This window comes from Nocardia wallacei (genome assembly GCF_029869545.1).
Taxonomy (GTDB): domain Bacteria; phylum Actinomycetota; class Actinomycetes; order Mycobacteriales; family Mycobacteriaceae; genus Nocardia; species Nocardia wallacei_A.
Genome location: NZ_JARWQD010000149.1, coordinates 1 through 12,949, shown reverse-complemented (window position 1 = coordinate 12,949; position 12,949 = coordinate 1). Strand labels below are relative to the sequence as shown.

Annotated in this window: 10 protein-coding genes; 6 read left to right on the top strand and 4 right to left on the bottom strand. The window is 69.4% G+C overall.

All coding sequences use genetic code 11. The annotated features are described in order from the left end of the window. Positions 1-197: 197 nt before the first annotated feature. The 4 genes from rpsI to QH290_RS12160 form a co-directional block, all read right to left on the bottom strand. Positions 198-701, bottom strand: a complete 504-nt coding sequence (gene rpsI, locus QH290_RS12175) for a 30S ribosomal protein S9 (protein ID WP_280264033.1) — start codon at positions 699-701, stop codon at positions 198-200. Further along, complete coding sequence (rplM, locus tag QH290_RS12170) at positions 698-1,141, bottom strand: 50S ribosomal protein L13 (RefSeq protein ID WP_068014820.1); 444 nt, start codon at positions 1,139-1,141, stop codon at positions 698-700. Before rplM ends, rpsI begins: the two co-directional genes overlap by 4 nt. 171 nt (positions 1,142-1,312) lie before the next feature. Further along, on the bottom strand, positions 1,313-3,502 hold the full coding sequence (locus QH290_RS12165; RefSeq protein ID WP_280382888.1) for a hypothetical protein: 2,190 nt from the start codon (positions 3,500-3,502) through the stop codon (positions 1,313-1,315). Between the two features lie 79 nt (positions 3,503-3,581). Further along, on the bottom strand, positions 3,582-6,191 hold the full coding sequence (locus tag QH290_RS12160; RefSeq protein ID WP_280264028.1) for an FHA domain-containing protein: 2,610 nt from the start codon (positions 6,189-6,191) through the stop codon (positions 3,582-3,584). Positions 6,192-6,297: 106 nt separating this feature from the next. On the opposite strand from QH290_RS12160, the gene QH290_RS12155 reads away from it, so the two are divergent. From QH290_RS12155 to QH290_RS12130, 6 genes are all read left to right on the top strand, one after another. Next, positions 6,298-7,752, top strand: coding sequence for a neutral zinc metallopeptidase (locus QH290_RS12155; protein ID WP_280382887.1), 1,455 nt, complete (start codon positions 6,298-6,300; stop codon positions 7,750-7,752). A gap of 159 nt (positions 7,753-7,911) precedes the next feature. Beyond that, positions 7,912-8,199: a DUF3311 domain-containing protein gene (locus QH290_RS12150; protein ID WP_280264024.1), complete on the top strand. Its 288-nt coding sequence runs from the start codon at positions 7,912-7,914 to the stop codon at positions 8,197-8,199. Beyond that, positions 8,196-9,665: a sodium:solute symporter family protein gene (locus tag QH290_RS12145; protein ID WP_280264023.1), complete on the top strand. Its 1,470-nt coding sequence runs from the start codon at positions 8,196-8,198 to the stop codon at positions 9,663-9,665. Before QH290_RS12150 ends, QH290_RS12145 begins: the two co-directional genes overlap by 4 nt. Before the next feature lie 144 nt (positions 9,666-9,809). Then, positions 9,810-10,772 (top strand): DNA polymerase domain-containing protein, encoded by a 963-nt coding sequence (locus QH290_RS12140; protein WP_280382886.1) that lies wholly within the window; start codon positions 9,810-9,812, stop codon positions 10,770-10,772. Between the two features lie 112 nt (positions 10,773-10,884). Further along, on the top strand, positions 10,885-11,133 hold the full coding sequence (locus tag QH290_RS12135) for a hypothetical protein (protein ID WP_280264020.1): 249 nt from the start codon (positions 10,885-10,887) through the stop codon (positions 11,131-11,133). Positions 11,134-11,545: 412 nt separating this feature from the next. Then, a complete protein-coding gene (locus QH290_RS12130; protein ID WP_280382889.1) occupies positions 11,546-12,724 on the top strand; it encodes a glycosyltransferase family 4 protein in 1,179 nt (392 codons plus the stop codon). Positions 12,725-12,949 lie beyond the last annotated feature (225 nt).

The window sequence follows — 12,949 nt, the reverse complement described above, 5'->3', positions numbered from 1 at the left end:
TTGTTTTTTTGTGGGGTGTGGCCCCCGTGGGTGGTGGGGGGGGGCCGGCCCGCCAAACTATCCTTTTCTGCCCCCATATATTATTTCGCGCGGCTGGGTGCGGGGGCGGGGGCGCTTTCCGGGGGCCCCCGCCCGATACAGCACGAGAGCAGGCGCCCGGACAGGGGCGCCTGCTCTCGTCTGTCTGCCGTGCGAGATCAGCGCTTCGAGTACTGCGGAGCCTTGCGGGCCTTCTTGAGGCCGTACTTCTTGCGCTCGGTGGCGCGCGGGTCACGGGTCAGGAAACCGGCCCGCTTCAGGGCGGGGCGGTCGTCCGGGGTGACCTCGATCAGCGCGCGGGCGATCGCCAGCCGCAGGGCACCGGCCTGACCGGACGGGCCGCCGCCGACCAGGCGGGCGTGCACGTCGAAGGTCTCGGTGCGCTCGACGGTGACCAGCGGGGACTTCACCAGCTGCTGGTGCACCTTGTTCGGGAAGTAGTCCTCGATGGTGCGGCCGTTCAGCACGAAGTTGCCGGAACCGGGCACCAGGCGGACGCGGACCACGGCCTCCTTGCGACGGCCGACGGTCTGCACCGGGCGGTCGATCAGGGCCGGGGCGGCGGGAGCGTCGAAGGTCTCCTCGTAGCCGGCGCCGTCCTCGACGATCTCGGCGGGAGCCTCCTCGACGTACTCTTCGTTGAATTCCTCAGGAGCGGTCACTGGGCCACCTGCTTGATCTCGAACGGAACGGGCTGCTGGGCCGCGTGCGGATGCGACGGGCCGGCGTAGACCTTCAGCTTGCGGGCGACCTGGTTGCCCAGCTTGTTCTTCGGGATCATGCCCTTGATGGCACGCTCCACGACACGCTCGGGGCGGGTCTCCATCACCTGACGGACAGACCGGGTCTTCAGACCGCCCGGGAAGCCGGAGTGGGTGTGGATGAACTTGCGGTCGGCCTTGTTGCCGGCGATCGCAATCTTGTCGGCGTTGATGATGATGACGAAATCGCCACCATCGACGTTCGGCGCGTAGGTCGGCTTGTTCTTGCCGCGCAGCAGATTCGCTGCCTGCACGGCAAGGCGGCCGAGCACTACGTCAGTGGCGTCGATGACGTACCACTTCCGGGTCACGTCACCCGCCTTCGGGCTGTACGTAGGCACAGTGCTTCCCTGTCTGTCGTCGGTGTTCTGCCGGCCAGGCGAGCGGTCGGGTGATCCCGGCGGCCAGTGGAGACCCGGGACCCGTGGGACGCCACGCAACTACTCGCGACGTACCGCACGCCAACAGGCAACGATACCAGCGACCAGCGCCGCCGAAGAAATCGGGACGGATCAGATGTGCATCGGGGGCCCGTGGTCGATTACCCCGCGGGGGGTGGGGACCGAGTACTGCAGGTTGTCGATGCCGAGTTGGGGGCATTGCGACCCATCGGCGGTCGCTCCCATGCCCGGGGACCCGGGCCCGGTCACCGTCGGTGTGAGGGCGCAGAGCGGGGCCGAATGCGGGACGCCCGCGACCTGCTCGATCGAGGGCCAGGCACCGAAGTCCGACGTCGCGAAGGCCCCGACCGAGTGGACGTCGAAGTCGGCGCCCGCGCCGGGAACGGCCGTGTGCGCGGCGGCCGCGCCAGAGACGGCGTTGGTGCCCGTCGCCGTGGAGCCGACGTACCGAGCCTCTCCCGCGCCCGGCACATACGCGACCGGCCCGATGCCCTCGGGCGCTGCCTGTCCCTCGGCGGAGCTGGTCACCTCATCGGCCGGATGCGCCACGTGGTCGGCACCGCCGTCGGGAGACAGCGCCATCGCGGCCAGGGCCACGGCGCCCACGATCGTCGGCGCGCCGAACAGGTTGTCCTTGACCTTGTGCCACAGCTTGCCCTGATGCTCGTCGTCGTGTTCGGGGGCGGCGTGCGCGGGGCCGCCGGAATCGGAGCGGTTCTCGTTCGGCCGCCGCCCCATGACGGTCGTCAACTCGTCGGACGCCGGGCCGCGGCGGCCGGTATCCGCGGCGACGTCCGGCAGGCCGTCCTGTCCGCGGGGCACCCGCGTGGTCGGCTCCTCGTCGGTCTCACGCGCCGCGTGGCGCCCCACCCGAGGCGGCGAATCCGTATACCGCGGGCTCGCATACGGCTGCGACATCGGCTCCGGCTGGCGGCGCGACGGCTGCGCACCGGGGCCGCCGTGCTGCGGCGCCGGGTCGACCGGGCGCCCGCCCGCGTGCCGCACCGTATCGGCGGTCGCCTGCGGGGTCCGCAGGCTGTGCCGCCCGCCCCCCGAGCCGCGAGCGGCCATGGTGGGCGAGCCGGACTCGGACGTCATCCGACGACCCGAACCCGGATGATCCCCACCCATTTCCTGTCCCCCGGCGGATGTGCCGGGCGCCGAGCTCATCTGACGAGCCGGGCCCGGCCGGGAATTCCCCGGATCGGCCCCGCGTCCCCCACCGGACATACCGGGCGCCGGACGACCGGAACCGGGCGCATGCCCCTCCCGGCCCGCCGCGCGGCCCGGCTCCTCGGCGGAGCCGTGCGCACCACCCGCACCGGGTGGCTGTCGCTGTGTGGAATAGGACGGGCCCTCGCCCGGCGCGGGAGGGCGGCCCGGGGCGGGGCGTGGATCCCCTTGGCGCCCACCGGAACCCGGCGGCGGCCCGGGCGGGTCCGGATAGGTCTGCTCCTCGGCGTATTCGCTGTCGGTGACCAGCAGATGCGCCGCGCCGAGCGCCAGCGCGTGCATCGGGTGATCGGCCACGCGTAGTCGGTGACCGAGATGGTTCTGGAACGCCAGCCGCAGCGCGTCGTTGAAGCACACATTGCCCGTGAGCAGCACCGTGGAGGTATCGGCGCTGATCGAGCGGGCCGCGGCCATCACCTCGATCACGACGTTGTCGGCCGAATGGGCGTCGCGGATGGCGTCGGGCGAGATGGGCACGCCGACCGATTCGGTGGGCTGCTCGTCGTCCCCGTGCACGGCGACCACCAGGCACACCCGGCCGTCGGAGTACACGCCGGTGGCACCCGAACCGGCGAATCCCGGCTCCGGCGGCCGGACCAGGCCGAGCGCGCGCACATATCCCGACAGCGCCACCGACTCCGGCAGCGGTTCGGTTGCCACATCCAGCAATTCGACGAGCCGGCAGTATTCGTCGATCTTCTCGTCCGGCCAGTCGTCCGGGAACGGCAGCGCGACGACCTCGGGCTTGCCGCGCAGGTACTTGCCCGTCGCGGCCAGCGGGTTGTACATGCGGGCCCGGTACACCAGCTCCACCGGCCAGGTCGCACCCGCGATCCGGATCTGCCGGTGGCCCAGCACGTCGCGCACGTCGGAAATGGCGATACCCAGGTCGGGACGCTGCCGCTCGGCGCCGGCCGTGTGCAGACGCCCGGACGCATCCGCCAGCAGGTACGCGGGCGGCGTGTATGTGCCTTCCACCTGGACCGGGCGGATCGGTGTGCCACCGCCGCCTGCGGCCACGGACACCACATCCCAGCCGAGATGTACTGCCCCAACTCGAGCCGTCACACGCATAAGTGTGCCTGCTGTGCCGACGACACGCGCGGGGCAGGTCCAAATCCCCGCACTGACCTGCGGTGTTGCCCGATCATGCCGCCGTCTTCTTCAACCGCAACCGCCACCAGGTCAGGATTGACAGCACCGTCGTGATCACCAGCAGCATGGCGATATCCAGCGCCCAGAAGCCGGGCTTGTGCTGCCACAGCGCATCGGGCTGGGCGTTGGCGAACAGGTAGCGCAGGTCCACCGTCGCGGCGCCGGAGGCGAAGCCCCAGCGCGACGGGAACAGATAGGACAGCTGCTCCAGCACGATGCGGTCGGTCACCGGGATCATGCCGCCCGCCATCACCAGCTGGCACATGATCATCACGACCAGCAGCGGCATCACCTGCTCGTTGGACTTCGCGATCGTGGACAGCAGCAGGCCGATGACGACACACGCCACCGCGGTGAACGCCAGATCGAAATAGAGCTCGACGCTGCCCGACGGGATCAGCGCCCCCTTACCCGGCGGATTCTTACCCGCCAGGACGATCGCCACCAGCACCGCGGCCTGCAGCAGCGCCGCGATGCCGAAGATGGCGACCTTCGCCAGCAGGTACGCCGAGGGCAGCAGGCCGACCGCCCGCTCGCGGAAGAAGATCGGCCGCTCGCCGACCAGATCGCGCACGGTCAGCGTCGACCCCATGAAGCAGGCGCCGAGGATGAGCACGACCAGCAGCTGCTGGGTCTCCCCGCCGCCGTCGAGGATGAAGGTGCCGTCCGGCAGCGGGACCGGCACGCCCGGCGCGAAGCCGTTCTCACCCGGCACCACCAGCGACAGCACGCCCAGCACGAACGGCAGTACCACCAGGAACGCCAGATAGCCGCGGTCGGCGAGGATCAGCCGCACCTGGCGTCTGGACAGTGTCGAGAACTGTTTCCAGCCACTGGATTTCGGTGGCTGCCCCACCACTCCGCGCGGCGCGACCGGCGGCGGAGGCGGCGCGACGGCGGCCTGGCGCGACCGGTAGTTGGCGAAGGCGCCGTCCGGATCGGCCGCCACCCGGGCGAAGATGTCCGCCCAGTCGCTGGTGCCGAGGAAATCGCCGACGGTGGCGGGGTGCCCGCAGAACGCGGTCTTGCCGCCGGGCGCCAGCAGCAGCACCTGATCGCACATGTCCAGGCAGGCCACCGAGTGGGTGACGACGATGACGGTGCGCCCGGCGTCGGCCAGTTCGCGCAGCATGGTCATCACCTGGCGGTCCAGCGCCGGGTCCAGGCCCGAGGTGGGCTCGTCGAGCAGCAGCAGCGCCGGGCCGGTCAGCAGTTCCAGCGCCACCGAGGCGCGCTTGCGCTGACCGCCGGACAGCCGGTCGACGCGGGTGTCGGCGTGCTCGGTGAGCGAAAGTTCCTTCAGCACACCGTCGATCACCTGCTGGCGGTCGGCCTTGCTGGAGTCGGGCGGCAGGCGCAGCTCGGCGGCGAAGCCGAGCGCCTGGCGGACGGTGAGCTGGCGGTGCAGCACGTCGTCCTGCGGGACCATGCCGATCCGGCTGCGCATCGCCTCGTATTCGGCGTGCAGGTTGCGGCCCTCGAAGGTGACCACACCCGCCGACGGATGTGTCGTTCCCGCAACGAGTTTCGACAGCGTCGACTTGCCCGCGCCGGAGGGGCCGATGAGCGCGGTCAGGGTGCCGCGGCCCGCCTGCATGTTCACATCGATCAGCAGCTGCTTGTTGCCCTCGACGACGAACCCGACGCCGTGCACGTGCAAGCCCTGCTCGGCGACCGGCTTGCGGCGGTGCTTCAGCGTGCCCTCGGACACCACGAAGTCGACGTTGCCGATGGTGACGATGTCGCGCTCGCGCAACACCACCCGCTGCTCGCGGCGGCCGTTGACGAAGGTGCCGTTGGCCGAGCCCAGATCCTCGAGCAGCAGGCCCTCGCCGCCCTTCGCCAGCCGGGCGTGCCGGCGCGAGGCCAGCGGGTCGTTGACCACGATCTGGTTGTCGCTGGTGCGGCCGATGGTCAGGCCGCTCGCCGGGATGCGGTCGGCGCGCGCGACCGGTGCGGTGGACGCGCGGGCGCGCATCGGCGGCAGCGAGGAGCTGTCGGCCTTGGTGGTCATGTTGACATTCGGCGCGGCCGGAACCGGTTGCTGCGGTTGGGGGTTGGGTCGGTGCGGCGGCGCACCGGCGCGGCCCTGGGCGGGACCGGACGGGCGCCCGGGCGGGGTGCCGGGCCGCTGCGGAGCGTTCGGGCGCTGCGGCGGAGTCGGCGGGCGCTGCGCCGGGGAATGCTGCGCCGGTGGCTGTTGCCGCGGGGGCGGCGCCTGGCGGTATCCGTCGGCCGGTGTCTGGCCCCGCGACGGCGCGGACCGCTGCGGCGGCGGTGCCGGGCGCGCGAAATCGGGAACCAGATGCAGCAGCGGCCCGCTGACCGCATCGCCCAGCCGGACCAGCGTCGGCCGTTCGATGGGCACCGGCCGCGTCAGCCGCTGCGCGTCCACGAACACGCCGTTGGTGCTTTCGTTGTCGCTGAGTAACCAGGTATTACCCTGCCAAACGAGTGTCGCGTGCACACGGGAAACCAGCGGACTGTCGACGAACAGCGTCACCTCCGGCGCACGGCCCATGGTGATCTGCTGAGTGGCTTCGAAGACACGATCGGTTCCCTCATGGCGCACGGTGATCTTCTGCGCCCCCGGTGATGACATGTGCCGGATACTATTCGATGGCCCGGACATCGGTGGGGCTCGAAGCTGCCCCCTATTACCCTGTACCGGCGACCGAGACCGATATGTGACCGGCTCCGGGGAGGGAGTGGATGTGGCGAGACGCCAGGTGATCACGGCGTCGGCCGTCTGGGCACTGGTAGCCACGCTGCTCGCCGGGTGCACCATGACCACCGGCGGCCGGGCGGTGTCGATCTACGACGATCCGTTCAAGGTGGCCGGACTTCCCACCACCGACGGGCCGAGCGGGCCCCGCCAGGGCGTCCCCGACACCCCGATGAGCGCGATCGGCGGCGACAACGGCGAGATCGACAAGCTGGCCCTCAACGCCCTCGAAGACATCCAAACCTATTGGCAGGGCGAGTATCACAACGAGTTCGAGGGCCAGTTCGCCCCCGTCTCCAAGTTCTACTCCTGGAGCGCGAAGACGCCGAAGTCCCAGGAGGGCGAGTTCTGCAAGGAAAGCACCTATCGATTGGTGAACGCCGCCTATTGCCGCATCGACAACTCGGTCGGCTGGGATCGCGGCGTGCTGCTGCCGATGATGCAGGACAGCTTCGGGAAGATGGCGGTGGTGATGGTGCTGGCCCACGAATACGGGCACGCCATCCAGACCATGTCGCGCATGGTGGGCCCCAAGGATCCGGTGCTGGTCAAGGAGCAGCAGGCCGACTGCTTCGCGGGGGCGTTCATGCGCCACGTCGCCGAGGACAAGGCGCCGCACTTCACCATCAACACCTCCGAGGGCCTCAACAACGTGCTGGCCGCGACGGTGGCGATCCGCGACGCCAACCCCGATGATCCCGAGGCCGTGCACGGTTCGGCATTCGAGCGCGTGACCGCCGTGCAGATCGGCTTCACCGACGGCCCCAAGGGCTGCAAGGCGATCGATATGAAGGACGTCAACCAACGCCGCAAGAATCTGCCGCAGTCCTTCGGCCCGAACGACGACAACCGGGGCGAACTGCAGATCACCAAGGAAAGTCTCACCGAGCTGAGCAAGGCGATGTCGACGATCATGCCGGTTCCGCACGCCCCGGCCTACGACTACCGCGGCGCCCAGCTGAACTGCCGCAACGGCGCCGACACCGTCCCGGTCACCTACTGTCCGGCGACCAATACCATCGGCACCGACGTGCCCGCCCTCGCCGAGCGCGGTATCGCGAATACCGAAGAGCAGGACGGCTTCCCGACCCGCGTCGGCGGCGACTACAACGCCTACGTGGTGTTCGTGTCGCGCTACGCGCTCGCGGTGCAGAACAATGCCCGCCAGGCGCTCACCGGCGCCAAGACCGGCCTGCGCGCCGCCTGCCTGTCCGGGGTGATCACGGCGAAGCTCGCCGACGAGAACCGCTCTCCCGCCCAGGGCGATATCGCCCTGTCCCCCGGCGATCTCGACAAGGCGGTCTCGGGCCTGCTCACCGACGGCCTCGCCGCCAGCGACGTGGAGGGCAACACGGTCCCCAGCGGCTTCTCCCGCGTCGACGCCTTCCGCGCGGGCGTCCTCGGCACCCAGCAAACCTGCGAATCCCGCTACTCCTGACCCCGCCGCGGGGTGCCGGGGGCGATGCCCGACGGGGCGGGCGGATGAGCGAAGGTGTAGGAGTTGATCTTCGGACTCCGTGGGAGGCGACACCGTGGGCGAGCTTACGAGGGACCTCAGGGCACCGCGCATGACCGGGCCGGGCGGCGGGGCGGAGTCGTGAGCGAACCGGCGCCGGATGTTCCCGAACAGTCGTTTCCGGTGCGGCGGCGCGGGCCGGTGTTGTGGGTGCTGGTGCTGCCCGGGCTGCTGTATTGCCTGGCGCCGTTCGTGGCCGACCGGATCGAGCCGCGGATCTTCGGAATTCCGTTCCTGATCTGCTATCTGCTGGCCGTGACCGTCCTGACCGGGCCGATCGTGGCGCTGGTGGCCCGCTTCGATCCCGCCTACCGCAGCGGTGCCGCGGAATTCGTTCCCGCCGACGACGATCCGCGGGAGCGGTCGTGACGCCCGCGACGATCGCGGTGTCGCTGTTCGCCGTCGCGATGGCCGCGACGGTCGCGATCGGGGTGCTGTCCGGCCGGGGCCGGGAGCGGTCGATGGCGGAGTGGTCGATATCCGGGCGCGGGCTGGGCACGTTGTTCGTGCTGCTGCTCATGGCGGGCGAGTCCTACACGAGCTTCTCGTTCCTCGGCGCCGCCGGATGGTCCTACAAATACGGCGTCCCCATCTTCTACCTGATCGCGTACCTGAGCACCGGGCTCGTGGTCGCCTACTTCGTGGCCCCGCTGATCTGGACCTATTGCGCCCGCCACCGCCTGGTATCGATCGCCGACATCGCCGAGCACCGCTTCTCCTCGCGCCGCCTCGGCATCGTCGTCGCCGTGATCTGCACGGTCTTCCTGATTCCCTACGTGCAGTTGCAGATCCAGGGCATGGGCGTGGTCGTCAACGCGATGTCCTACGGTGCGGTGGATCTGAAGGTCGCGGCGGTGGTCTCGTTCGTCGTGGCCGAGGCGTTCATCCTGGCGTCCGGACTGCGTGGGTCGGCATGGGTGAGCGTGCTCAAGGACGGGCTCGCGGTGCTGGCCGTGCTGTTCCTGGCGATCTACGTGCCCTGGCACTACTTCGACGGTCCGGGCGCGCTGCTGGATCGGCTCGTGGCGGAGAAACCGCAGTGGCTGACCTTTCCGGGCGCGGGCGGCGGCACGTTCGGCGCGGCCTGGTTCGTCTCGACGATCCTGCTCAATGTCGCGACCATCTGCATCTTCCCGACCACGGTCGCCGGATACCTGTCGGCCGCCGGTCCCACACCGCTGCGGCGCAATTCGATCCTGCTGCCCTGGTACCAGCTGCTGCTGTGCATTCCGATGCTGATCGGCGCCGCCGCGCTGTTCGTGGCGCCCGCGCTGTCGAATCCGGACCTGGCCCTGTTCGAGCTGGTCACCGACTCGCTGCCGCCCGCGGTGGTGGCGGTGATCGGGATCGCCGGGGCGCTGTCGGCGATCGTGCCGATGAGCGTGTTCCTGGTCTCGATCGGGACGCTGTGGGGCCGCACCATCCTCGGCGGCGGGCTGCGCGGGACGCGGCGGTCCTCCGATCGCGGGCAGCGCGGCCGGTCCCAGCTGGTCTGCCTGGTGGTCGGCGTGCTCGCGCTGATGGGAGCGCTGATCTATCCCAGCGCGCTGGTCGATCTGTCGGTGCTGTCCTACGAGGGCATCGCGCAGTTGCTGCCCGCCGTGCTGGTCGGGCTGTACTGGCGGCTGTTGACCGCGCGGGGCGTCGCGGCCGGGCTGCTGGTGGGGTCCGCGATCGTGCTGGTCCTGCACGCCCTGGGCCACGATCCGCTGTTCGGGGTCAACGGCGGGTTGATCGCCCTGGTCGTCAATCTGGCCGTTGCCGTGGCCGTTTCGCTGGTCTCCGGGTCCGCGCGCGGGGCGCCGAGGGCCGACGCGCTGTCCGCCACCCGTTGATCTCGAGTCCGCGTCGCTGATTCGCCCTCCGGACAGCCGGATACGCTCCCGCCCGGTCCACGGTCGAGTCGGCGGCCGAATGGTTGACCGGCTCCCCGGCGCAGTGCATGGTTGGGCGATGAGCGAGAGCAGCGGGACGCCGGTATGAGCGGCGAGGAAACACGTGCGGGCGTGACGCTGACCAATCTCGACAAGCCGCTGTTCGACGGCGCGGACGCGACCAAGCGCGACCTCGTCGACTACCTCGAATTCGTCGGCGAGCGGCTGGTGCGCAACCTGCGCGGGCGGCCGCTGACCGTGAAGCGGGTCCGGCCCGGGCAAGAGCCGTTCATGCAGAAGAATCTGCCCAAGTACACCCCGGACTGGATGGCACGGGCGACCCTGTGGGCCGAAAGCTCGCGGCGCGAGGTCACCTACGCCCTGTGCGACGACGTGCGCACGCTGCTGTGGTTCGGCAATCAGCGGGCGATCGAGTACCACCCGCTGCTCCTGCTCGCCGATCACTCGGCCGGGCCCACGCATCTCATACTCGATCTGGATCCGCCCGCCGGTCAGCACTTCCGGCAGGCCGTGCGTGCGGCCCGCCTGATCCGCGAGGCGCTGCGCAACGACGGACTGGCGGGCGCGGTGAAGACCAGCGGCGCCAAGGGCCTGCACGTCTTCGTTCCGGTCGAATCGGGCATGGCGATCGAGGACGCCGCGGCCGCCACCCGCGCCATCGCCGCCCGGGCCGAGCGGATCGACCCCGACCTCGCCACCACCGCGTTCATCCGAGACGACCGCGGCGGCAAGGTCTTCCTCGATTCCACGCGGGCGGGCGGAGCGACCGTGGTCGCGGCCTACAGCCCGCGCGTTCGCCCCGGCACGCCGGTGTCGTTCCCCCTGTCGTGGTCCGAACTCGACAACATCGCTCCGGGGGATTTCACGATACGCACGGCCGCAGGGCAACTCGCGGATCGCGACCCGTGGCGGGACGAGATGCCCGCGCCGCAGGCACTTCCCGCCGATCTGATCGCGGAGGGGCACACCATCCCCGTCGCACGCGTGCAGGCCATGCACGAGGGCAAGCGCCGTGCCCGCGCCCGCCGCGCTGCCGAGGGGTCATGACAGCACCGCCGATACGAACCTAACGGTACGTACTGGGCCCGGAACTGCCACTCCCCCAAACTAATCCGATGTCCAGTACGGAACCGGGGCCAATAAAAACTTGCATTACGGTTTGATTGACTATTTACTGGGTAATTGCCATAGCGTGCGCGAGCATCGCCCGCCAGAACTGGCGGAGCGCAACCATGAGGAGCGCGGCATGTTCGATATTGCCAACCGTCGAGCCAAGCTCGATGAGGATACGCAACGCATCACACCACTGCCGGTCGACGGCGAATCCGACAGCGCTCGACGCGTCGGCGAATCCCGCACGGAACCGGCAATTCACGCATCAGAGACGGCCGAAAAACTACTGACTTAGCGGCGTCTCGTCGATGTAGGATCAACCAGCATTTCAAGATTGCCGTCTCGAACGGGAATTCCGGCCGCCTACAACGGCCGGCGGTTCCCGGTGGCCGACACATGAATATTCCCCAACGACCGGAGGGCAGTGCGGTGAATGCTGAGAAGGCTCGAAGCCTGCAGCACGGACCGTGAAAGAATCGTCACAGCCGTCGCTGGCGGCGGACGCCGATCTTTGGCTGACGCAGTATCGCGATTGTGACTGTGAACCCGTGGGATTGACGCCGGACAAAGCTCGATTCGTGCGAACGGTGCACGCCGGCCACGGTCCCGGATGCCATCAATACCTGGCCGCTGCGGCCTTTTTGAGCACAGCGGCCGATGCAGGGAACGACTCGGTTACAACTCCACACCATCGAGGAGGCAGTACCATGAGCAGTACCCCGTCCGCCACGGATTCGATCCTTCACCAGCTCCGCGGATCCGGTTCGCCGCTGCACATCGTGATGGTCGCACCCCCGTACTTCGAGGTGCCACCGGCCGGCTACGGCGGTGTCGAAGCGGTCGTCGCCCAGCTCGCCGATGCGCTCGTCGACTGCGGACATCGGGTCACGCTGCTGGGTGCGGGCCGTTCCGGGACCAAGGCCAATTTCGTGCGAGTTTGGGACGACATTCTCGCCGACCGGCTCGGCGATCCCTTCCCCGAGGTGCTGAATGCACTCAAGGTGCGTCGCATCATCACCGAGATCGCACAGCACGATCGAATAGACATCGTGCACGATCACACTTTCGCGGGACCGCTGAATGCGCCGATGTACAAGGAGCTGGGCATTCCGTCGGTGGTGACCGTGCACGGACCGGTCGACGGCGACGCGAGCGAATATTATCGAGCGCTGGGCGATACGACCCACCTGGTCGCCATCAGCGACCGGCAGCGCTCCCTGGCGCCCGAGCTGAATTGGCTTGGGCGCGTGTACAACTCGATCCGTCCGAGCGAGTTCCCGTATCAGGCGGAAAAGCAGAATTTCGCACTCTTCCTGGGCCGTTACGCCTCTTATAAGGGGCCGGATCTGGCATTGGAAGCGGCACATGCCGCGAATATTCCGCTGGTCCTGGCGGCGAAAATGAACGAGCCGCCGGAAAAGGCTTATTTCGAACGGTCGGTACGTCCTTTGCTGTCCGATCGCGATATCGTATTCGGCGAGGCGGACGCGGTTGCCAAGAAGCTGCTGCTTTCTCAGGCGCGCTGCTTGCTGTTCCCGATTCGCTGGGAAGAACCGTTCGGCATCGTGATGATCGAGGCCATGGTGTGCGGTACCCCGGTGGTGGCCCTGCGCGGCGGTGCCGTCGCCGAGGTCGTCGAGGACGGCGTCACCGGCATCATCTGCGACGACCCCGCCGAACTCCCGGCGGCGATCGCCAAGGCCGGGGACATCGACCCGGCCGCGTGCCGTCGCCGCGTCATGGAGCGCTTCTCGACCGAGCACCTCGGCGCCGGCTACGAGGCGGTCTACTACGCCGCCCTCGACTCCGCGGAGCTGCCCCGGATCCCCGCCGCACCGGCGGGACGGCGGCGCAACCGGACCCTGTCGGTGGCCAGTAACGGCTGATCTCGAAGGCAGCGGGGTCTACCAACCGATTTCCGCTGATCGATCGCGGGGGGGCCGCCGGGGGGGGGGGCGGGGGGGGGGGGGGGGGGGGGGGGGGGGGGCGGGGGGGGGGGGGGCCCGGCCCGGTCAAGCTGGCCGTCGTGGCACCCGGCGACTCCGGCCCGATCGGCGCGATCGCCCGCGTGCTGGAGTCCGCCCGCGTCATCGACGCGCAGGTGGCTCAGG